General features: G+C 66.8%; 19 protein-coding genes and 2 tRNA genes. 10 read left to right on the forward strand and 11 right to left on the reverse strand.

Features of this window, described 5'->3' with window-relative positions; translation table 11 throughout:
* Positions 1 to 21 precede the first annotated feature (21 nt).
* The gene (gene radA, locus DI624_RS03465; protein WP_291536028.1) at positions 22 to 1,389 is read right to left on the reverse strand and encodes a DNA repair protein RadA; all 1,368 of its coding nucleotides are present in this window, start codon (positions 1,387 to 1,389) and stop codon (positions 22 to 24) included.
* Between the two features lie 169 nt (positions 1,390 to 1,558).
* On the opposite strand from radA, the gene DI624_RS03470 reads away from it, so the two are divergent.
* Positions 1,559 to 2,188, forward strand: coding sequence for a Yip1 family protein (locus DI624_RS03470; RefSeq protein WP_291536030.1), 630 nt, complete (start codon positions 1,559 to 1,561; stop codon positions 2,186 to 2,188).
* Here DI624_RS03470 and alr read toward each other — a convergent pair.
* The 6 genes from alr to rpsF form a co-directional block, all read right to left on the reverse strand.
* Entirely contained in the window at positions 2,182 to 3,243 is a 1,062-nt protein-coding gene (alr, locus tag DI624_RS03475; RefSeq protein ID WP_291536031.1) for an alanine racemase, read from the reverse strand. The genes DI624_RS03470 and alr overlap by 7 nt on opposite strands.
* A gap of 38 nt (positions 3,244 to 3,281) precedes the next feature.
* A complete protein-coding gene (locus tag DI624_RS03480) occupies positions 3,282 to 4,772 on the reverse strand; it encodes a replicative DNA helicase (protein WP_291536033.1) in 1,491 nt (496 codons plus the stop codon).
* A gap of 173 nt (positions 4,773 to 4,945) precedes the next feature.
* Positions 4,946 to 7,429: a TonB-dependent receptor gene (locus tag DI624_RS03485; RefSeq protein ID WP_291536035.1), complete on the reverse strand. Its 2,484-nt coding sequence runs from the start codon at positions 7,427 to 7,429 to the stop codon at positions 4,946 to 4,948.
* Positions 7,430 to 7,758: 329 nt separating this feature from the next.
* Positions 7,759 to 8,343: a 50S ribosomal protein L9 gene (gene rplI, locus DI624_RS03490; RefSeq protein ID WP_055754943.1), complete on the reverse strand. Its 585-nt coding sequence runs from the start codon at positions 8,341 to 8,343 to the stop codon at positions 7,759 to 7,761.
* A 1-nt stretch (position 8,344) separates the two neighbouring features.
* On the reverse strand, positions 8,345 to 8,596 hold the full coding sequence (gene rpsR, locus DI624_RS03495) for a 30S ribosomal protein S18 (protein ID WP_291536055.1): 252 nt from the start codon (positions 8,594 to 8,596) through the stop codon (positions 8,345 to 8,347).
* Entirely contained in the window at positions 8,593 to 8,979 is a 387-nt protein-coding gene (rpsF, locus tag DI624_RS03500) for a 30S ribosomal protein S6 (RefSeq protein ID WP_291536056.1), read from the reverse strand. The genes rpsR and rpsF overlap by 4 nt, the downstream gene beginning before the upstream one ends.
* 216 nt (positions 8,980 to 9,195) lie before the next feature.
* On the opposite strand from rpsF, the gene DI624_RS03505 reads away from it, so the two are divergent.
* Together DI624_RS03505 and DI624_RS03510 are read left to right on the forward strand one after the other, a co-directional pair.
* The gene (locus DI624_RS03505) at positions 9,196 to 10,788 is read left to right on the forward strand and encodes a carboxyl transferase domain-containing protein (RefSeq protein WP_291536037.1); all 1,593 of its coding nucleotides are present in this window, start codon (positions 9,196 to 9,198) and stop codon (positions 10,786 to 10,788) included.
* Between the two features lie 68 nt (positions 10,789 to 10,856).
* Positions 10,857 to 11,756: an enoyl-CoA hydratase-related protein gene (locus tag DI624_RS03510; RefSeq protein ID WP_291536039.1), complete on the forward strand. Its 900-nt coding sequence runs from the start codon at positions 10,857 to 10,859 to the stop codon at positions 11,754 to 11,756.
* Positions 11,757 to 11,921: 165 nt separating this feature from the next.
* Here the strand turns inward: DI624_RS03510 and DI624_RS03515 are convergent, their stop codons facing one another.
* Positions 11,922 to 12,533, reverse strand: coding sequence for a TIGR02466 family protein (locus tag DI624_RS03515; protein WP_291536040.1), 612 nt, complete (start codon positions 12,531 to 12,533; stop codon positions 11,922 to 11,924).
* A gap of 85 nt (positions 12,534 to 12,618) precedes the next feature.
* Here DI624_RS03515 and DI624_RS03520 point away from each other — a divergent pair, with 85 nt between their 5' ends.
* From DI624_RS03520 to DI624_RS03540, 5 genes are all read left to right on the forward strand, one after another.
* Positions 12,619 to 14,580, forward strand: coding sequence for a biotin carboxylase N-terminal domain-containing protein (locus tag DI624_RS03520; protein WP_291536041.1), 1,962 nt, complete (start codon positions 12,619 to 12,621; stop codon positions 14,578 to 14,580).
* A 251-nt stretch (positions 14,581 to 14,831) separates the two neighbouring features.
* Complete coding sequence (locus DI624_RS03525; RefSeq protein ID WP_291536042.1) at positions 14,832 to 15,230, forward strand: DUF1489 domain-containing protein; 399 nt, start codon at positions 14,832 to 14,834, stop codon at positions 15,228 to 15,230.
* Positions 15,231 to 15,294: 64 nt separating this feature from the next.
* The gene (locus DI624_RS03530) at positions 15,295 to 16,638 is read left to right on the forward strand and encodes an MATE family efflux transporter (protein ID WP_291536043.1); all 1,344 of its coding nucleotides are present in this window, start codon (positions 15,295 to 15,297) and stop codon (positions 16,636 to 16,638) included.
* A gap of 111 nt (positions 16,639 to 16,749) precedes the next feature.
* Positions 16,750 to 18,453, forward strand: coding sequence for a methionine--tRNA ligase (metG, locus tag DI624_RS03535; protein ID WP_291536044.1), 1,704 nt, complete (start codon positions 16,750 to 16,752; stop codon positions 18,451 to 18,453).
* A 25-nt stretch (positions 18,454 to 18,478) separates the two neighbouring features.
* Entirely contained in the window at positions 18,479 to 19,192 is a 714-nt protein-coding gene (locus DI624_RS03540) for a 2OG-Fe(II) oxygenase family protein (RefSeq protein WP_291536045.1), read from the forward strand.
* Here the strand turns inward: DI624_RS03540 and DI624_RS03545 are convergent, their stop codons facing one another.
* From DI624_RS03545 to rlmB, 3 genes are read right to left on the reverse strand one after another with little or no spacing between them, the layout of a single operon-like run.
* Positions 19,193 to 19,528 (reverse strand): rhodanese-like domain-containing protein, encoded by a 336-nt coding sequence (locus tag DI624_RS03545; RefSeq protein WP_291536046.1) that lies wholly within the window; start codon positions 19,526 to 19,528, stop codon positions 19,193 to 19,195.
* Positions 19,525 to 20,334 (reverse strand): TerC family protein, encoded by an 810-nt coding sequence (locus DI624_RS03550; RefSeq protein WP_291536047.1) that lies wholly within the window; start codon positions 20,332 to 20,334, stop codon positions 19,525 to 19,527. The genes DI624_RS03545 and DI624_RS03550 overlap by 4 nt, the downstream gene beginning before the upstream one ends.
* Positions 20,335 to 20,365: 31 nt before the next feature.
* Positions 20,366 to 21,250 (reverse strand): 23S rRNA (guanosine(2251)-2'-O)-methyltransferase RlmB, encoded by an 885-nt coding sequence (rlmB, locus tag DI624_RS03555; protein ID WP_291536049.1) that lies wholly within the window; start codon positions 21,248 to 21,250, stop codon positions 20,366 to 20,368.
* Between the two features lie 149 nt (positions 21,251 to 21,399).
* Between rlmB and DI624_RS03560 the strand changes: the two genes are divergently transcribed.
* Both DI624_RS03560 and DI624_RS03565 read left to right on the forward strand, forming a co-directional pair.
* Positions 21,400 to 21,483: transfer RNA gene (locus DI624_RS03560), tRNA-Tyr, on the forward strand.
* Between the two features lie 79 nt (positions 21,484 to 21,562).
* A tRNA-Gly gene (locus DI624_RS03565) sits at positions 21,563 to 21,636 on the forward strand.
* Positions 21,637 to 21,641: the final 5 nt, after the last annotated feature.

Below are 21,641 nucleotides of genomic sequence, written 5' to 3' on the forward strand. Positions count from 1 at the left end.
GAAGGCGCGATCATCGATCTCTTAATAGCGGTTCTGCGAGATTCGTTCGACCACATCCGTCAGGCGGGCGGCGGATGTGACCTTCACGCCCTTGGTCTTGGCGGTCAGGGGCGGGGCGAGAACCTGATCGAAGCCCAGCTTCTGCGCCTCGCGCAGGCGGGCCTCGGCGCGGCCGACGCTGCGGACCTCGCCCGACAGGCCGATCTCGCCGAAGACGACGCAACCCTGAGGCAGGGAGACGCCGGTCGCCGAACTGATAAGGGCCGCCGCCGCCGCCAAATCGGCGGCGGGCTCGTTGATGCGCAAGCCGCCTGCGACATTCAGATAGACGTCCTGATCGCCGAAGCCGAAGCCGCAGCGCGCCTCAAGCACCGCCAGCACCATGGCCAGACGCCCCGTCTCCCAGCCGATCACTGCCCGACGCGGGGTGCCATAGGCGGATTTGGACACCAAAGCCTGCATCTCGACCAGCACCGGCCGCGATCCTTCGATCCCGGCGAAGACGGCGGCGCCCGGCGCCCGCTCCTTGCCCTCGCCCAGGAAGAGGGCCGACGGATTGGCCACTTCGCGCAGGCCGCTGTCGCCCATTTCGAACACGCCGATCTCGTCGGTGGCGCCGAAGCGGTTCTTGCCGGCCCGCAGGATGCGGAACGGATAGCCGCGCTCGCCCTCGAAGGTCATGACGGCGTCGACCAGGTGTTCGACCACGCGCGGGCCGGCGACCTGACCGTCCTTGGTGACGTGGCCGACCAGGACGATGGCAGGGCCGTCGTTCTTGGCCAGGCGCACCAGTTCGCCGGCGCAGGCCCGGACCTGGGTGATGGAGCCGGGGCCGCTGTCGTGCATGTCGGACCACAGGGTCTGGACCGAATCGACGATGACGATGTCGAACCGTTCGCGCTTCAGCGTGCCCAGGATTTCGCGCAAGGCCGTCGCCGCCGCCAGTTCGACCGGCGCCTGGGCCAGACCCATGCGCTTGGCCCGGGCGCGTATCTGCTCGACCGCCTCTTCGCCCGAGATATAGGCCACGCGGGCGCCGCGCAGGGCCGCTTTGGCCGCCACCTCCAGCAAGAGGGTGGACTTGCCCACGCCCGGATCGCCGCTGAGCAGGATGGCCGAGCCCGGCACGACCCCGCCGCCGCAGACCCGGTCGAACTCGGCCACTCCCGTGGCGATGCGCAGCGGTTCGGGCGCGTCGGACTGGAGGGTTTCGAACTGGATTCCGCGCGAGCGCGCCGAGGCGGCGGACGGTTTGATGGCGCCGGGCGGGGCCGAGCGGTTTTCCTCGCTCAGGGTGTTCCACTGGCCGCAGGCGCCGCATTGGCCCGACCATTTGCCGTGAACCGCGCCGCAGGATTGACAGACATAGAGGGCGGAATCGCGAGCCATGGGCTTCCTTAGCAGGTCGGGGCCGGCGTCGCTTGCGCCATCGCCACGACAAAGCCGGACGTATGCGCAACCTTTGCAATAGTCAGGTATTGAGAACCTGTCGCACACCCTTGCTTTTCAAATGCCGGGGACGCCGATACCCTGTTCGCTCGAATCCCAGAGGCGCCCCATGACCGATCCGACGTCCCCCTCGCAACCCGCCGTCGATCCGGCCCTGACCGCGCGGGTCAAGGGCATATTGCTGCAACCCGCCTCGGAATGGCGGGTGATCGACGGCGAGTTCGCCACGATCAAGACCCTGTTCACCCGCTACGCGATGATCTTGGCCGCCATCGGTCCGGTGGCGACCTTGATCGGCAGCGTGGCGTTCGGGCATGCGTCGATCGTCAGCGCCCTGGTGCTGGCCATCGTCTCCTACGGCCTGAACCTGGCGGGGGTGTATCTGCTGGGCCTGATCATCAACGCCCTGGCCTCCAGCTTCGGTTCGACGCCGAATCCGGTGCAGGCGATGAAGCTGGCGGTCTACGCCATGACCGCCTCCTGGATCGCGGGGGTGTTCCACCTGATCCCGGCCCTGGGCGCCCTGACCATCATTGGGGGCGTCTACAGCCTGGTGCTGCTGTTCCTGGGCCTGCCGATCCTGATGAAGACGCCCGAGGACAAGAAGATCGTCTACTATGTCGTCGTCCTGATCGCCGGCGTGGTTCTGGCCATGATCATGATGGCGGTCCTGGGGGCCATCGCCGTCAGTTTCGTGGCGTCCACCGCCGGGATCGCGGCCCTGGGACGCGGTTACTGAGAATAGGCGCGCGGCACGCGCGGCGTGATCGAGGTCAGCAACTCGTAGCTGATGGTCCCGGCCGCCGCCGCCGCATCGTCCAGCAGGCGGTTCGGACCGAACAGTTCGACCGGATCGCCCAAGGCGACGTCCAGGCCGGTGATCTCCACCGCGCAGACGTCCATCGACACCCGGCCCAGCAGGGGGCGCGTCTCGCCGGCGATCCAGACCGCGCCCGCCGGCGAATAGGCCCGCAGCACGCCGTCGGCGTAGCCGGCCGCCACCGTGGCGACCCGGATCGGGCGGTCGGCGACATAGCCCTGGGAATAGCCGATGCTTTCGCCCGCCGGCACGTCGCGCACCTGCAGCACGCGGGCGGTCAATGTGGCGACAGGCGCGATCCGCGTATCGGGCCGGCCTTCGGGTCCGCCCCCGTACAGGCAGACGCCCGGCCGCACGGCGTCGAAGGCGAAGTCCGGCCCCAGGAAACAACCGCTGGAGTTGGCGAAGGACCGGATGGCGCCCGGATAGCGGCCGACCACGCCCGCGAACAGGTCGCGCTGGCGCCGGTTCATCGGATTGGCCGGATCGTCGGCGCAGGCCAGGTGGGTCAGGACCAGGGCCAGCCCATCGAAGGTCTCGGGCGCGTCCTCGGGCCGGAAGCCCAGCCGGTTCATGCCGGTGTCGATCTGAAGACCGCAGGCGCCGCCGCCTGCCGTCGTCCAGTCCTGCATCTGCGCCGGATGGTTCAGCACGGGCCGCAGATCCGCGGCCCTCAACGCGCCCGCTTCGCCCGCTCGGCAGCCGTCGAGCACATAGATCACCGGCCCGCCCGCGGATTGCGACCCCAAGGCGTCCCTCAGACGCAAGCCCTCGGTCACACGCGCCACGAAGAAGGTCCTGGCCCCCTCGGCCATCAGCCGCGTCGCCACGACCTGCGCCCCCAGGCCATAGCCGTCCGCCTTGACCACCGGATGCACCGGCAGGCCGCTGACCTGGCCCAGGGTGCGATAGTTGCGGGCCACGGCGTCCAGATCGACGGACAGGACGGCGGGGGCGGCGGTCGGATCGGTCATGACGCCCTTATGCGCCAACGCCGCGCCGATGGAAGAGGCTACTCGTAGCTGACTTCCTCATACCCATGCGCCAGGTTGCCGAAGCGGACGGTGTCGGCGTCGAAGGCCAGTTTGACGATGCCGATGGGGCCGTGGCGCTGCTTGCCGATGACCACCTCGGCCTGACCCTGAAGCCGGTCCATGTCCTGCTGCCATTGCAAGTGTTCCTCGGTGCCCTCGCGCGGCTCGGCCCGGCCCAGATAGTAGCTTTCCCGATAGACGAACATCACGCAGTCGGCGTCCTGTTCGATCGAGCCGGATTCGCGCAGGTCGGACAGTTGCGGCCGCTTGTCCTCGCGCTGTTCGACCTGACGCGACAACTGCGACAGGGCGATGATCGGCACCGACAGCTCCTTGGCCAGGGCCTTCAGTCCGCCGGTGATCTCCGACACCTCCTGCACGCGGTTCTTCTGGCTGTTCCCGTCGCCGGTCGTCACCAGTTGCAGATAGTCGACGATGATCAGGTCCAGCCCGTGCTCCATCCGCTTCAACCGGCGTGCGCGGGCCGCCAGCTTGGAGATGGACAGGCCGCCGGTGGCGTCGATGTAGAGGGGGCTTTCGCCGATCTCGACCGCCGCGTCGCGCAGCTTGCCGAAGTCCGAGGCGTCGATCTCGCCCTTGCGCAGCTTGTCCGACGACACGCCGGACGCATCGGCCAGGATGCGCATGGCCAGCTGTTCGGCGCTCATTTCCAGCGAATAGAAGGCGACGACCCCGCCGCTGACGGTCTTGCGCCCCTCCGGCGTCGGCTCCCACTGATAGGCGCGGGCCACGTTGAAGGCCATGTTGGTGGCCAGGGCGGTCTTGCCCATCGACGGACGGCCCGCCAGGATCAGAAGGTCGGACGGGTGCAGGCCGCCCAGCTTCCGGTCCAGGTCGTGAAGGCCGGTGGCCAGACCCGCCAGCTTGCCGTCGCGCTGATAGGCCTCGGCCGCCATCTGCACGGCGCCGGACAGGGCGTGGGAGAAGCTGACGAAGCCGGACGAGGGCTTGCCCGTCTCGGCCAGGGAATACAGGGTCTGTTCGGCCTGTTCGATCTGCTCGTCGGCGGGCGTCTCGGGATTGGGCGCCTCCTTGATGATCTCGCCGCCGATGCGGATCAGATCGCGACGCAGGGCCAGGTCATAGACGACGCGGGCATAGTCGGGGGCGTTGGCGGCGGGCGGGGCGCGGTCCACCAGATCGGCCAGATAGCGCAGGCCGCCGAACTCCTGAAAGGCCGGGTCCTGCTTGAACCGCTCCATCAGAATGGTCGGCTCGGCCAGCATCCCCTGGCGGATATGGTCCTCGATGGCGTCGTAGAGCCGCTGGTGAAAGGGCTCGTAGAAGTGCGAGCCGCGCAGCCGGTCGCTGAGCCGCTCGAACACGGCGTTGTCGAACATCAGCGACCCCAGCAGGGCCTGTTCCGCCTCCAGGTTATGGGGCATCGAACTGACGCCGCTGGAATCCATCGGCGAGGACGAGAAGGGCAGGGGGGCGAAGGCGTTCATCGGCTTAACGTTTAGCCCTCGCACGCGCCTGCGTCAGGCCAGGACGCCCCTGGCCGGTGGACAGATTGACCGGCTTTGGGGACGAACCGGAATTGTCGAATGATGACAATCCCGCACCCGCAGCCACGACAAAGGGCGCTCCGAAGAGCCCTTTCCGTCCTCGATCTTGACGATCAGAACTTGTAGCTCAATCGGCCATAGAGAAACCGCCCGTTGAAGCCGAAAGGCGAGTATTGCGGGAAGCCGACCGATCCCGTCGCGCCAAGAAGCGCGTTGGTGACTGCCAGATTGGCATGATCAGGATATTCGTCGGTCAGATTGTTTACCCCGACCGCGATACCGACTCCGTTCGGGAACTCGTAACGGCCTTCCAAATCCAGCAGGGTATGTTCACCGGTGGAATAGTCGTAGACGGCGGCGTTCGCCACTGTGCCATTGTTGGGCACCAGGACGCTGTCGAAATAGGTCGCCTTTGCGGTGACGCCGAATCCGCCGAACGCCCAATCCAGGCTGCCGACGACCTTCACTTTGGGCGTGCCCTCCTCGTAGGACAGGATATTGGCACGGTCGAACAGAAAGTTGGGCGAGACCGGGATAACCAGACCGGACGGAATCCCCGGCACTTTGTCGACCGTCGTCTCATTGTAGTTTCCAGCAACCGTGAAGTCGAAACGTCCCAGGTTGTCTGTCGGCAGACGATAGCGCGCAACCACGTCCAGTCCCTTCGTCGTGGTATCGAGACCGTTGGTCCAAAAGCGGGCCGAGGTGACTTCCGGACCAATAATGGCTAGCACAGCGCTGGTGGTGTCGGGGGACTGGCTCGGACGGCTCGGACCGAGATTCTCGGACAGTATTATGCGGTCCTTGATCTCGATCTGATAGGTGTCGACCGTCAGTTCGAAGCCGCCGGCGCGGAAGACGCCGCCAAGCGAATAGTTGGTAGAGGTTTCGGGCTCCAACGGCTTTGCACCCAGGGCTAGCGATATTGGATCGTCCACCCGATAAGTGCCGGAGTATATGAGGTTGCCGTTCACAAGATTGGTCGCAACGTAGCTAAAATACTGCTGCTGCAACGCCGGGGCGTGGAAGCCGGTCGAAATGGCTCCGCGCAGGGCGAACGCGGGCGAGAAGTCGTAGCGACCGGAGATTTTGCCGGTGAATTGGTCGCCGGAGTCCGAGTAGTCTTCGTATCGGCCCGCCGCACCCAAGGTCAGGCCTTTGATGACTTCCCCTTCCAGGTCGACATAGGCACCCCAGTTGTTGCGATCAACATCGACCGCATTCGATGGATCGAAGCCTGGAAAGCCTTGCGAACCGCCGCCACGCGTGCTTCCAGGCAGCTTATAGTAGGACTTGAGCTCGCCCGCCGTCTGCGCGAAGCCTTCGGTGCGATATTCGGCTCCGAAAGCCAGATTCAGGGGCTCAAACAGTCCGACGTCCAGCGGTTTGACCCCGTCGATGCCAACGGTGAGTTGATCATACTCCAGCCCGCCGGCGCGGAACTCCTTCTGGGTCATGCCGCCCTGATCGCCGTAGGAGGCGTTGATGCTGTCGAAGACGCGATAGTCGATGGCGTTGCGGCCGTAGCCGACTGAAAGGTCCCACTGCACCCCTGCGGCTTCGCCCTTCATGCCGCCGTACAGATTGTAGTCGTTGATCTGAGTGCCGATCTTGGGAAGGAATCCATTCGGATAGACGGTGACGACATTGTTCGCATTGTTGTAGGCGCGAGCCGTGGCGGCCGAGGCGGTTTCCTTGTTCTGGACGCCGCCGTAGGCATAGACCTCCCAGGTTCCGCTGATCGGCAGGCCTGCATTGAACCAAAGCGACTGGGCCTCGACATCCGGATCCCCGAAACGGCCTAGAACGACATCGGTTGCGCCGTTAGGCGTAGCCCCCGGTGCGGCATAGTCTGATCGGTTCGTGGCGTCACGGCTCTGGAGTTCGCCCGAAACAGTCAGAAAACCTTCGCCTCCGAGCGGCAGGCCGATCCAGCCTGCGATGGATTTCTGAGTTCCGTCCTTGCGGTCGTGAGAGCCGCGTAGAGTGTCGAAGCTGGTGTCGTATCGGCCATAGTTGACCGTCAGGCCGCCGCCTTCGCGGGCCTCGCGCAGACGCAGATTGATCACTCCGGCGATGGCGTCCGAGCCATACTGAGCCGAAGCGCCATCGCGGAGGACTTCAACGGTTCCAAGCGCGACCGAAGGAATGGTGTTCAGATCGAAAGCGGTCGAACCACGCCCAAGGTTGCCGTTGACATTGACAAGGGCGCTGACGTGGCCACGCTGGCCATTGATCAAAACCAGGGCCTGATCCGGCGCCAAGCCGCGCAGCGTTGCGGGGCGAACGTGGTCCGAGCCATCGGAAATAGCAGGGCGAGGAAAGTTGATGGATGGAGCGGTGGCGGCGAGGGCGGTAGCCGTTTCCGTGCCGGTTCCATTGCGGGTCAGAGTCTCGCCCGAAATCACGTCGACGGGCGCCACGCTGTCCAGTCGGCTGCGGCCGGCGGTGCGGGTTCCGGTGACGACGATTTCCCCGACTTCGGTAGCGTCGTCAGATGCGGGCGTGGCTTGCTGGGCGAAGGCTTGCGGTGCCGCCATGAGCGCGCTGGTGGAGGCGAAGGCCAGCAGAAAGGCGCGGCCGGAAAACAGCGTCATGATAATCCCCAAACGTCAGCGGCCTTTGTTCTGGGGCATCGACCGGCCACGGAGACGCCGCCCCCGGCCGGCGGCTGCCGCGCAATGAAATCGTCGCGGAACAGACAGATCACGGCCTTGCTTGAGGGTGTTCACCGCGTATGGCCATGGTCAAGACAGACTTTTGCGCAATAGCCGCAAGCGGCCCACACAGAGTCGCGGGCGTTGCAAACTTGTCATAGTCATTCGATGGGGCCGCCGGTGGGCAGACACGTGCGGGGGTCGTTTACAACAAAAAAGGGCGCGTCCCATGCGGAACGCGCCCTAGATGTTTCTGCGATCCGGTCGGATCAGGCTTCGTCGCCGAAGCCTTCCTGTTGACCGGCGCCGCCTTCGATCAGTTCCTGGGCCGATTGCTCGGCGGCCTGGCGCTCATCGTCGAACTGGCTGCGGATCACGTCCTCGCCCTTGGCTTGGCGCTCGGCCTCGTCCATTGAGCGGGCGATGTTGATCTTGACCGTGGCGCGGACCTCGGCGTGCAGGCGGACCGGCACTTCGTGGACGCCCAGGCTCTTGATCGCCGTGTTCAGGACGACCTGCGAACGCTCGACCTTGCCGCCTTCGGCCTGGATGGCCTCGGCGACGTCGCGACCGGCGACCGAACCGTACAGGTGTCCGGTTTCACCGGCCTGACGGATCATGACGTAGGTCTGGCCGTCGATCTTGTCGGCGACCTTCTGGGCGTCGGCCTTGTTCTTCTCGTTACGCTGCTCGATGGCGGCGCGGTCGAGTTCGAACGCCTTCAGGTTGGCGGCGGTGGCCCGGCGGGCCTTGTCGCGCGGCAGAAGGAAGTTGCGGGCGAAGCCGTCCTTGACGGACACGACGTCGCCGATGGCGCCGAGATTCTCGACGCGTTCCAGCAGAACGACCTTCATCTTACTTCACCACATACGGCAGGAGGGCCAGATAGCGGGCGCGCTTGATGGCTTTGGCCAGTTCGCGCTGCTTCTTCTGGGAGACGGCGGTGATGCGCGAAGGCACGATCTTGCCGCGTTCGGAGACGTAACGCTGGAGCAGCTTGACGTCCTTGTAGTCGATCTTCGGCGCATTGGCGCCCGAGAACGGGCAGACCTTGCGGCGGCGCCCGGGGTGGGGGCAGTCGTATCGGTCATGTTCCGGTCTCCTTATTCGGCGTCGGCGGCGGCGTCGTCGCGCGGGGTGCGTTCGCGCTCGCGCTCGCGTTCACGCTCGCGGCGGGCCAGCAGCGGCGACAGTTCCAGGTCGAGTTCCTCGACGCGGACAGTCAGCCAGCGCAGCACGTCTTCGTTGATCGACAGCTGACGCTCGACTTCGGCCATGGCGGCCGGAGGGGCGTCGACGGCCAGCAACGAATAGTGAGCCTTGCGGTTCTTCTTCACGCGGTACGTCAGGTTGCGCAGACCCCAGTACTCGATCTTGGCGACGGAGCCGCCGCCTTGCACGATCAGGTCCTTGATGGTGTCGTTCAGCGCTTCGGCCTGTTGCGCCGAGATGTCCTGGCGCGTCATGACCGTGTGCTCGTAAAGAGCCATGCGGTAGTCTCCCTTGTCGGCGTCGGCGCGGAAACGACCGGGTAAGTCGGTCTCCACGATGGCTCCTGACGCGGCGGCCGGACCGAACGTCCAACCCTTTGGTGTTCCGCGACAGGACCGAAGCCCTGGAAAGCGGGCGCGTATAGGGGAAAAGGACGCATCAGGCAAGGACGCTGGGCGCTTGTGGCGTTTCTCGCGCCCGCCTAAACCAGCGGCATGCCGAAGCTGACGTCAGCGGTCGATCCGCAAAGCGAAAAATACAAGTCCCTGCACGCGCGCAACAGCGCCCTGGTCGCCGAGTTGCGCGATCATGTGGCCAAGGCCGCGCGCGGCGGGTCGGACAAGGCGCGCGAACGCCATGTGGCGCGGGGCAAGCTGTTGCCGCGTGACCGGGTCGAGCGCCTGCTGGACCTCGGCTCGCCCTTTCTGGAGATCGGCCAACTGGCGGCGCACGGGATGTACGACGGCGAGGCCCCGGCGGCGGGCGTCATCGCCGGCATCGGCCGGGTGTCGGGCCGCGAGGTGATGATCGTCGCCAACGACCCCACGGTGAAGGGCGGCGCCTATTTCCCGATGACGGTGAAGAAACACCTGCGCGCCCAGGAGATCGCCGAGCAGAACCGCCTTCCGTGCGTCTATCTGGTCGACTCGGGCGGGGCCAACCTGCCGCACCAGGCCGAGGTGTTTCCCGACCGCGATCATTTCGGGCGCATATTCTTCAACCAGGCCCGGATGAGCGCCAAGGGCATCGCGCAGATCGCCTGCGTCATGGGCCTGTCCACCGCCGGCGGCGCCTATGTGCCGGCCATGTCGGACGAGACGATCATCGTCAGGAACCAGGGCGCCATCTTCCTGGCCGGTCCGCCCCTGGTGAAGGCCGCGACGGGCGAGGTCATATCGGCCGAGGAGCTGGGCGGCGCAGAGACTCATGGTCGCCGTTCCGGCGTGGTCGACCATGTGGCCGAGAACGACGAGCATGCGCTGGAGATCGTACGGTCCATCGTCGCCAATCTGAACACGACCAAGACCGTCGAGATGGATGTGCGCGAGCCGCGCGCCCCAGCCTTCGACCCCGAGGAACTGTACGGGCTGATCCCCGAAGACGTGCGCGCGCCTTATGACGTGCGCGAGGTGATCGCCCGGCTGGTGGACGGGTCAGAGTTCGACGAGTTCAAGACGCTGTACGGCTCGACCCTGGTGTGCGGTTTCGCGCGCATCTGGGGTTATCCGGTGGCCATCCTGGCCAACAACGGCGTGATCTTCTCGGAGAGCGCCCAGAAGGGCGCGCACTTCATCGAACTGGCCTGCAAGCGCAAAATCCCGCTGCTGTTCCTTCAGAACATCTCGGGCTTCATGGTCGGCGGCAAATACGAGGCGGGCGGCATCGCCAAGGACGGAGCCAAGCTGGTGACGGCGGTGGCGTCGGCGGAGGTTCCCAAGTTCACCGTCCTGATCGGCGGATCGTTCGGGGCCGGAAACTACGGCATGTGCGGCCGGGCCTATTCGCCGCGCTTTCTGTTCACCTGGCCCAACAGCCGCATCGGCGTGATGGGCGGCGAACAGGCCGCCAGCGTTCTGGCCGCCGTCCACCGCGACGCCGAGACCTGGTCTCCCGAAGACGCAGAGGCCTTCAAGGCGCCGATCCGCCAGAAATACGAGGACGAGGGCAATCCCTATTACGCCACCGCCCGCCTGTGGGACGACGGCGTCATCGACCCGGCCCAGACGCGCGACGTCCTGGGCCTGGCGATCAGCGCCAGCCTGAACGCCCCGATCCCGGAGACCACCTTCGGCCTGTTCAGGATGTAAGGTCGGCTCAGAAAGCCGTTCGTTTCACCAAATCCCCCTCGTGCTTTGATCCTTCGAAGGAACCCCCGATGACCGATAAACCGACCGAAGCCGACCTGAACGCCCTGGACGTCACCGACGCCGAGGCGGCCGAGATCAACAGCATCGCCCAGCCGTTGGTGCCGGACGCTGCGCCGGATGCGAACGACGACCTGGTGCAGATCGATTCGACCGCCGACGGGGTCGTCTTCGTCACTATCAACCGGCCGGAGAAGAAGAACGCCTTCGACGCCGCGACCATCGCCGCCCTGCATGAGGCCTTCGAGACGCTGCATGGCGCGGACCGTGTGCGGGCGGTCTTCATCCGCGGGGCGGGCGGCGCCTTCAGCGCCGGAGCCGACCTGAACTGGATGCGCGACGCGGCGGCCTGGTCCGAGAGCGACAATCGCGACGACGCCTTGGGCCTGGCGCGGATGCTGAAGGCGCTGCATGACGTGCCGGCGCTCACTGTGGCGGTGGTCGAGGGCAATGCGATGGGCGGCGGGGCCGGCATCGTCGCCGCCTGCGACATGGCCGTGGCGGTCGAGGGCGCGCGCTTCGCCTTCTCCGAAGTCAAGCTGGGCCTGATCCCGGCGACCATCGCCCCCTATGTGATCGAGGCCGTCGGAGCCCGGCGCGCCCGCCAGCTTTTTCTGACCGGCAACGCCTTCGACGCCGACTACGCCGCCCACGCCGGGCTGATCGACCTGGTGCTGCCCGAAGGGTCGGTGGACGAGTTCATCGGCATGCTGAGCGACAGCCTGACCGGCAATGCGCCGGGCGCGATGGGCGACGCCAAACGCCTGGTCAACGACATCGCCTACCATAAGATCGACACCGGCCTGCTGGACGAAACCGCCAAACGCATCGCCCGCGCGCGGGTCTCAGAGGAGGGACGCGAGGGCGTCGCCGCCTTCCTGGAAAAGCGCAAGGCAAGCTGGACGGCCTGAACGGGGCCAGTTCGACAGTTTGAAGGGCGTCATTCCGGGGCGTCCGAAGGACGAACCCGGAACCCAGGGGGCTTTCACCAGCGCATGACGAGGTCGGCGTTTGGACCGCCCCCTGGCTTCCGGGTTCCTCGCTGCGCTCAGCCCCGGAATGACGGGTGAATTCGTTCAGGCGTAGTTGAAGCTGATCGAGATGCGGTCGGCCTTGGCCTGGTTGGTCGGCACCTCGTGCCGCAGCCAGCTTTCCCACATCAGGACCGTGCCTGCCTGGGGCCGCAGATAGACGAAGGGGCGTTCGGCCTCGGCCGCGTCTTCCGTCACGCCGGGCCGGGCCATCATGAAGGGCAGGCGCGGATCCTCCAGCTTCAGCGACGAGGCGCCGTCGGGCACGTCGATATAGACTGTGCCCGACAGGAAAGCGTGGGGGTGGATATGGCCGGTGTGGCCGCCGCCGGGCTTCAGGATATTGACCCACAGATTGTCCAGCCGCGGCTTTCTGGCCAGGTCGAAGTTCAGCGCCCGGGCGTAGGCGACGGCGTGACGATCCAGATGGCGCTTCAGCTCCGCGAACTCTGGGAACCGCTGCGGCAGGTCGTTCAGCGAGGCGTAGGAGGTGTAGCCGCGATAGGCGTTGTCGCGGCACCAGCGGCGGCCGGCCGCATCCTCCTCGGCCATCATACGGACGACGTCGATCAGCTGTTCGTTGAACGCGGCCCAGCCCCGTCCCTCGGAGAGGGAGGCTTCGTAGACCTGGGTGACAAAGAGAGGGCGCAGAGACATCGGTTTGGCTTAACGTCTGGCGAGGCGCCTGAGAAGGGTCGTGCGAGCGCTCGCCACCCGCGCACGATCCGGCTAATAACCCATCATGTTCAAGTCCGTCCTTGTCGCCAATCGCGGCGAAATCGCCTGCCGCGTCCTCCGCACCGCCAAGCGGATAGGATTGCGCACCATCGCCGTCTATTCCGAGGCGGACGCCGGGGCCCTGCATGTACGCGAGGCCGACGAGGCGGTGCTGATCGGCCCGGCGGCGGCGCGCGAGAGCTATCTGGACGGCGCCAAGGTCCTGGCGGCGGCCAAGGCGACCGGCGCCGAAGCGATCCACCCCGGATACGGCTTCGTGAGCGAGAATGCCGACTTCGCCGAGGCCGTCGCGGCGGCGGGCCTGATCTGGATCGGCCCTGACCCGTCGTCGATCCGGGCCATGGGCCTGAAGGACGCGGCCAAACAGCTGATGATCGAGGCCGGGGTGCCCGTCACGCCCGGCTATCAGGGCGCGGACCAGTCGGAGGCGACCCTGACGGCGGAAGCGGCGCGGATCGGTTATCCGGTGCTGATCAAGGCGGTCGCGGGCGGCGGCGGCAAGGGGATGAAGCGGGTCGACGATCCGGCCGACTTCGCCGCCGGTCTGGCCAGCGCCAAGCGCGAGGGCGCGGCGGCCTTCGGCGACGACCGCGTGCTGATCGAACGCTACATCACCCGCCCGCGCCACATCGAGGTGCAGGTGTTCGGGGACAGGCACGGAAACGTCGTTCACCTGTACGAGCGCGACTGCTCGCTGCAACGCCGCCACCAGAAGGTGATCGAGGAGGCGCCGGCGCCGGGCATGAGCGAGGCCGTCCGCGCCGCCGTCGCTGGCGCGGCGATCAAGGCGGCCAGGGCGGTGAACTATGTCGGAGCGGGCACCATCGAATTCATCGCCGACGCCTCGGATGGGCTGAAGGCGGACGGCGTCTGGTTCATGGAAATGAACACCCGACTGCAGGTCGAACACCCCGTGACCGAAAGCGTCACCGGCGTCGATCTGGTCGAATGGCAGTTCCGCGTCGCCGCGGGCGAGCCGATCCCGCTGAAGCAGGATGAGATCAGGCTGAACGGCTGGGCCATGGAGGCGCGGCTTTATGCCGAAGATCCGGCGAACGGCTTCCTGCCGTCGATCGGTCGGCTGGAGCATTTCGTCATGCCAGACGATGTCCGTGTCGATACGGGCGTGGAGCAGGGCGGAGAGGTCAGCCAGTTTTACGACCCCATGATCGCCAAGCTGATCGTGCACGAAGACACGCGCGAGGCGGCGGCGGCGCGCCTGGCCGAAGCGGCCGGGGAGGTCGAGGTCTGGCCGGTCAAGGCCAACGCCGGCTTCCTGAAACGCTGCCTTGAGCACCCGCGCTTCGTCGCCGGCGACGTGGATACGGGCTTTGTCGCGGCCGAGGAGGCGGCGCTGCAACCCCGCCCATCCGACGAGGCGACGCTGGCGGCGCTTACACTGATCGCGGAGGGTGCGACGGAGGCGGCGGAAGCTCCGTCGGATCGTTTCAGCCCCTGGGGCGGACAGCCGGGCCTGTCCTATGGCGTGCGCCTGAACGGACCGCCGCAGACGACGGTGTGGGCCCATGTCGATGGTCAGGGCGTCTCGGCCGCCATGACGCCGATCGAGACGGGCTGGCGCGGTCCATTGGGCGAACTGGCCCATGCCGGTTTCGACCAGGTGCAGGCCGAAGATCGGGTGTTCGGCTATCAGGCCCTCGACGACGGCTTCGTATTGTTCGTCGACGGCGAGGCGCGGCGGATCACGCCCTATCGCGCGGCGGCGGGTTCGGGCGCAGGCGCTGTGTCCGACGGGTCCCTACGTGCGCCCATGCCGGGCAAGATCGTCGCCACGCCGGTCAAGGCCGGCGACGCCGTGACCAAGGGCCAGCCGGTCGTGGTGCTGGAAGCCATGAAGATGGAACACGCCCTGACGGCCCCATTCGACGGATTGGTCGAGAGCGTGGCGGGCCTGGGCGATCAGGTGGTCGAGGCCGCCGTGCTGGCGGTGGTCAGGGCGCGCTAAAGCCCCACGGGGCGTCGGCGTCTTTCAGATCGGGGGCCGCCACATAGCTCTGGCGACCCGGACGCCTGTGCTCGGGTCGAGCAGGCACAGGCTCAATTCGTCGTGACGGCCGGCATGGGCCGTGAGGCGGGATGATCAACCCGTACATGCTGGCCCCGTAAGGCGCTCAGGGAAAGCGGCGCCGGTCAGGCTGCAGCAGGCCGCTCATTAAGAATCTGGCCAATGGGCCCACGGGCCATTAGGTGGGCGCCATGTTGCTGAACATCATCAAGCTTGGCGTCGGCGTGCCCGACGTCGAATGGCTGGAGGCCCGAGCCGCCAAGGGCGCGCCCCTGATCGTCCACACTCGGATGACGCCCAAACGCGCCGCCGAGATCGAGGACGGCGGCTCGCTGTATTGGGTGGTCAAGGGCGTCATTGTCTGCCGCCAGCTGGTCTTGGACATCGCCACCCTGGGGCAGGGCAAGGACAGTCGTTGCGAGATCACGCTGGAGCCCAGGGTCGTCCGCACCGCCCCGATGGCGCGGCGACCGTTTCAGGGCTGGCGCTATTTCGAGGCCAAGGATGCGCCGGCGGACATGAGCGAACTGGATGCGGGCGAGGCGCCGGAGGAACTGGTGCGTCAGTTGCGCGAACTGGGCGCCTGGTAGCGCCAAATCCACAAAGTTTTTGGGAGTTGACCCCGGCCGGCGCGCATGGCCTGTGCCGCCTCCCATGATCGCGTTCAGCCCCCAGACCCGCCACACCCTTCGCGAACTGACCCATCTGGCCTGGCCGGTGGTCATGGCGCGGCTGGGCATCATGACGATGGGGCTGACCGACGCCATCGTGGTGGGACATTACGCCAGCCGCGAACTGGCCTATCACTCCCTGGCCTGGGCGCCGTCGTCGGTGGTTCTGACTACGGCGGTCGGCCTGATGATGGGGGTCCAGGTCATGACCGCGCGTCTGAGGGGCGAGGGGCGGGGCGACGAGGTCGGGGCCGTGCTGCGCCGCGGCCTGGTCTATGCCTTGCAGATCGGGGTGATCTCGATGATCGGCCTCTTGCTGCTGGGGCCGTTCGGCATGGTCCATATGGGGCTGGAGGACGGGCTGGCCGAAGGCGCCGCGCCCGTTCTGATGATTTTCGCCCTGTCGATGCCGGCCTATCTGATTTCGGTGGCGGCGCAGTTCTTTCTGGAGGGGCTGCATCGGCCCAAGGCCGGCATGGTCGCCATGTGGGTGGCCAATGCGGTCAATCTGGCGCTGAACATCGTTCTGGTGCCCGACCTTTTGGGACTAGGCGTGGACGGGGCGGCGGCCTCGGCCTGGGCGACCTTCGGCGCCCGCACGGCCCTGGCCGTGTTCCTGGCCATCTATATCCTGCGCCTGCCCGAGGCGCGGGCCTGGGGGCTGTTCGCCAAACCCAGACGCGACCGTTCGGTCGAGGTGGAGCAGATCCTGGTCGGGATCGGCGCGGGGTCGTCCAACTTCATCGAGGTCGGGGCCTTCGCGGCCATGACCCTGTTCGCCGGACAGCTGGGCGCGGCCGAGACGGCCAGCTGGGCCGTGGTCATCAATGTGTCCGCCATTGTCTTCATGGTGCCCATGGGCTTGTCATCGGCGACGGCGGTGCTGGTGGGACGGGCCTATGGGGCAGGGGACAAGGCGGGCGTGATGCGCAGCGGCCTGCTGGGCATCGGGGTGGTGACGGTTCTGGCCTTCATCATCGCCATCGGCCTGTGGCTGGCCGCGCGGCCGGTGGTCAGCGCCTATACGTCCGACCCCGCCATCCTGGCCATCGCGGCCCCGGCCCTGGTCCTGGCGACTCTGTTCTTCGTCGCCGACGCCCAGCAGGTCGTGGCCGCACAGGCCAACCGCGCGGCGGGCGACGTGGTCTGGCCCACGCTGATGCACCTGCTCTCCTATGGGATCATCATGATTCCGCTGGGCTGGTGGCTGGCGCACCGGATGGACGTGAACGGCCTGGTCTGGTCGGTCATCGTCGCCAGCGTCATCTCCGGCGTCCTGCTGACGGGGCGGTTCTTGCGGGTGGCGAAGCGAGCAAGGCGCGAGTGACGGGCGGCGGGTGACGAGCGAGGTCTTTCCGATTTCCGGGAAATCGCACTTGCCGTGACCGCCAACGGTCGCCACTAACCACTCGCCACCCATCACTCGCCACTCGGTATCATGTCCCGCATCCTCATCACCTCGGCGCTGCCCTACATCAACGGCATCAAGCACCTGGGGAATCTGGCGGGCTCGATGTTGCCGGCCGACGTCTGGGCGCGGTTCAAGCGGGCCCAAGGGCATGAGGTGCTCTATATCTGCGCCACCGACGAGCACGGCACGCCGGCCGAACTGGCCGCCGCCGCCGCCGGTCAGGACGTGCGCACCTATTGCGACGAGCAGCATGAAATTCAGAAGGCGGCGGGCGAAGCGTTCGGCCTCAGCTACGACTGGTTCGGCCGATCCTCGAACCCGCAGAACCATCGGCTGACCCAGCATTTCGCGGAGGCTTTGGAGAAGAACGGCCTGATCGAGGAACGGGTCGATCGGATGATCTATTCGATCGACGACGCCCGCTTCCTGCCCGACCGCTATGTCGAAGGCACCTGCCCGCACTGCGGCCATGTCGGCGCGCGGGGGGATCAGTGCGACAACTGCGGGCGGCTGCTGGACCCGACCGACCTGATCGATCCCTATTCGTCGGTGTCGGGCTCCAGGAACCTGGAGGTGCGCGACACCCGCCACCTGTATCTGCTGCAGACCAAGATCGAGCCCGAAATCCGCGCCTGGGTCGACGCCAAGAGCGGCTGGCAGGTGCTGGCCAAGTCCATCGCCTACAAACATCTGGACGAGGGGCTGATCGACCGGGGCATCACCCGCGACCTGGCCTGGGGCGTGCCCGTGACCAAGAACGGCTTTCCCCGGCCGGGCATGGAGGACAAGGTCTTCTACGTCTGGTTCGACGCTCCCATCGAATATATCGCGGCGACCGAGGAATGGGCCGAGGCGACCGGGAACAACTGGCGCGACTGGTGGCGTCTTGACGAAGGGGCGGAGGACGTCCGCTACGTCCAGTTCATGGGCAAGGACAACGTCGCCTTCCACACGGTTTCCTTCCCGGCGACCATCATCGGTTCGGGCGAGCCATGGAAGACGGTGGACCAGCTGAAGGCCTTCAACTGGCTGAACTGGTATGGCGGCAAGTTCTCGACCAGCCAGAAGCGCGGCGTCTTTATGGACCAGGCGCTGGAGTTGCTGCCGGCCGACTATTGGCGCTGGCGGCTGACGGCCTACGGGCCGGAACACGCGGATTCGGCCTTCACCTGGGAGGACTTCCAGGCCTCGACCAACAAGGACCTGGCCGACGTGCTGGGCAACTTCGTCAACCGCATCGTCAAGTTCGCCGAGTCCAAGTTCGACGGCGTCGTGCCCGAGGGCGGCGAGCCGGGGCCGGTCGAAACCAAGCTGGAGGCCGACATCAAGGCCGCCGTGGCCGAGGCGACCGAGCAGTTCGAGGCGATGGAGTTCCGAAAGGCGGCCGTGGCCATCCGCGCCGCCTGGGTGCTGGGCAACGAATATCTGCAGGTCGCGGCGCCCTGGACGGCGTTGAAGACCGATCGCGATCAGGCGGCGGTGGGGGTGCGGACGGGTCTGAATCTGGTCGCCCTGTTCGCGCGTCTGGCGGCGCCGATCCTGCCGTTCACGGCGCCGAGGATCGCGGCCTCGGTCGGATCGACCGACCTGTCGTGGCCCGATGCGGGCGCGGACCTGCTGAACACCCTGCCGGTCGGGGGCAAGGTCGAGGCGCAGGGCGTGCTGTTCGCCAAGATCGAGGACGCCCAGGTGGCGGAATGGTCCGAACGGTTCGGCGGCGCGGACGCCTGATCGAGCGGGCAGGGAACAGCGAAAGATGACGCCGAACCTCGCGCCCCTGACCGAACCGCAACGCGCGGCGATCCGCCAGCGTCTGGCCCGCAGCGGTCGGGCCCAGGTCGATGGCGTGCTGATCGAGGCGGACGCCCTGGCCCTGCACCGGGCGGCGGTCCAGGCCGAGTACAATGTGGTGACGCGGCGCGGGTCGGGTCACGTCGATCTGCCGGCGGCCTGGCTGGCGTCGCTGACGCCGCAGCAGAAGACAGGTCTGGGCCAGGCGGTCCAGGCTTCCGCGCGCGACGACTTTCAGTATCTGTACGACAATCACCCGATCTACGATCTGGCGGAGGCGGGTCAGGCGGCGCCGGTCTGGGCCGAACTGCTGGCCTTTCTGAACGGCGAAGCCTTTCTGGGCCTTATGCGCGACCTGACAGGCGAGCCCCGCATCGCTCTGGCCGACGCCCAACTGACGCGGTTCCGGGTGGGCCATTTTCTGACCGAGCACGACGACCATGCCGAGGGCAAGAACCGTTTCTTCGCCTATGTGCTGAACCTGACGCCGGCCTGGCGCATCGAATGGGGCGGCCTGCTGGCCTTCCACGGGGCTGACGGCAATGTGGCCGAAGCCTTCACTCCGCGCTTCAACACCCTGAACCTGCTGAAGGTGCCGTCGCCTCATTCCGTGACGCAGATCGCCCTTTCCGCAGGCGCCGAACGGATTTCGGTGACGGGATGGTTGAGGGCGAGCTGATCAACCCGCTGCGAACACCACCGGCAAGCCGGCCGCGTGCCAGGCCTGGATGCCGCCGGTCAGGTTGAAGACCGGCTGGCCGTCGGGTCCGGTCGGGCCGACGAAGGCGCAGACCTGGTGGCTGCGGCCGCCCTTCAGGCACTGGACGACGATCTTCTTGTCGGCGGGCAGGTCCAGCGCCTCCCAGGCGGCGGGCATCTGGCTGAGCGGCGCCAGGATCGCGCCTTCGATGCGGGCGGCGGCGTGTTCGTCCGGTTCGCGCACGTCGATCAGAACCGCCTCGCCGGACTGGAGCCAGGCGGCCGCCTCCTCGACCGTGACCGTGGCGACCGTCATCGGGCGGGCGCCGTGGGCTGGGCCGGGGCGTGGACGGGACTGTCCGCGGTGCGCTTCTGGCCCAGGTGTTTGGCGGCTTCCTCGGGGCCGATCTCCAGGAAGGCCGGGGCGGAGGCGTTGAACTGCTCCAGATGGCCGCTGCGGACCACCACCTGGCGCGCGCCGTCCCAGATCATGTGCAGGGCGACGTAAAGCACCACGACCAGGCCGATATAGCCGATCCAGCTGAAGCGATGCAGCAGCTTGGCGATGTAGGTGGCGGCGACCCCCATCAGGGCGATGGACAGGATCAGGCCGAAGACCATGATCCACGGATGTTCGTGCGCCGCACCGGCGACAGCCAGCACATTGTCCAGCGACATGGTGATGTCGGCGACCATGATCTGGATCAGGGCGGCGCCGAAGCTCTTGCGCTTGACGCCCAGTTCCTCGGGCGAGGGACCCGTGCCGTGCTCGATGCTGAGCGCAAGTTGAAGCTCGGCCTCGGCCTCGGCTTGGTCGTGGGTCGCCTGTTCGCGCAGTTCGCGCCACATCTTCCAGCACACCCACAGCAGCAGCAGGCCGCCCGCCAGCAAAAGACCGACCAGGGCCAGAAGCTGGACGGTGATCAGGGCGAAGCCGATGCGCATGACCACGGCGGCGGCCAGGCCGATCAGAATGGCCTTCTTGCGCTGGTCCTGGGGCAGGGCTGCGGCGGCCAAGCCCACGGCGACGGCGTTGTCGCCGGCCAGCACCAGGTCCATCAGCAGGACCTGGCCCAGGGCCGCAGCCTGGCTGGCGAGTTCGGGAGACGAGAGGAATTCCATTCCCGCTCTCTAACGCCGGTGCGGCGTTCTGTCAGCCGCGTTGCGCGCGCGCCGCCTCATAAAGCGCCACGGCGGCGGCGTTGGACACGTTCAAGCTCTCGAAACCGCCGGGCATGGGGATGTTGGCCAGGACGTCGCAGTGTTCGGCGACTAGGCGGCGGATGCCGTCGCCTTCCGACCCCATGACCAGGACGGTGGGCTGCGAATCGAGCGCCTCTTCCAGCGTCTGTTCGCCCGACCCGTCCAGCCCCACCGCCCGCCAGCCCAGATCGGCCAGGCGCTCCAGCGCGCGCGACAGATTTGTCACTCGCGCATGGGGCAGGCGTTCGGTCGCGCCGACGGCCGCCTTGGCCAGGGCGCCGGCCAGGGCAGGGGCGTGGCGATCCTGAACGATGACGCCCCGAGCGCCGAAGGCCAGGGCCGAACGGAAGATGGCGCCGACGTTCTGGGGATCAGTCAGTTGGTCCAGCATGACGATGATCCCCCGCGCCGGCTCGGCCAATTCCTCCAGTGACACGCCTTCCAGCGGCTGGACCTTGAACGCCATGCCCTGATGCACCGCGCCGGCGGGCAGCATCCGGGTCAGGGCTTGATTGTCCATGACCTCGATCTTGTGGCCGTGGTTCAGCCGCCCGTCCTCGATCTCCTGGGCGCGCTCGGCGGTGACGATCAAGCGGCCCGTTCCGCGCCGGGCGGGATTCGCCAGGGCGGCCAGAACCGGATGTCGGCCCCATAGAAAATTATCGGCCTCGGCCTTGGACCGATCCGGCGAACGAGGCGGACGAGGACCGTCTTCGCGCCCGGGAAATCCTTGCTGGGCAGGCTTTTGCGCCTTGTCGCGCGGCCCGCTGGCTCGGCCTCCGAAGGCCGGCTTTTTACCGCTTTTACGGTCGTTGCGTTCTGATTTCGACGACACTATAAGACGCCCTCCGATTTGGAGCCCCAAGGGCTTTCGGGTCTGGGCGCCCCCTCTACTGCAGAGGAGGCGACATACCGAAGGCTTTTGTTTCGTCCCGCTTGAATAAGGGCGGAACGGAGGGGTCCGGCGGTTCGAAAAGGCGCGTTGGGGGAATGTCCCGAGCGGCAAAGGGGGGGGACTGTAAATCCCCTGCGTAAGCTTCGAAGGTTCGAGTCCTTCTTCCCCCACCACGCGCCTTGCGAACACGACGGATCAGGACGCCGGAGAGGATCGGCTGCGGCGTTCCCCTAGAACTTCCGCAGTCTCCGCGCGGGTATAGCACAATGGTAGTGCAGCAGCCTTCCAAGCTGAGGATGTCGGTTCGATCCCGTCTACCCGCTCCAGGTTT

Origin of the sequence: Brevundimonas sp. (genome assembly GCF_003248455.1) — a bacterium.
Classification (GTDB): Bacteria; Pseudomonadota; Alphaproteobacteria; order Caulobacterales; family Caulobacteraceae; genus Brevundimonas.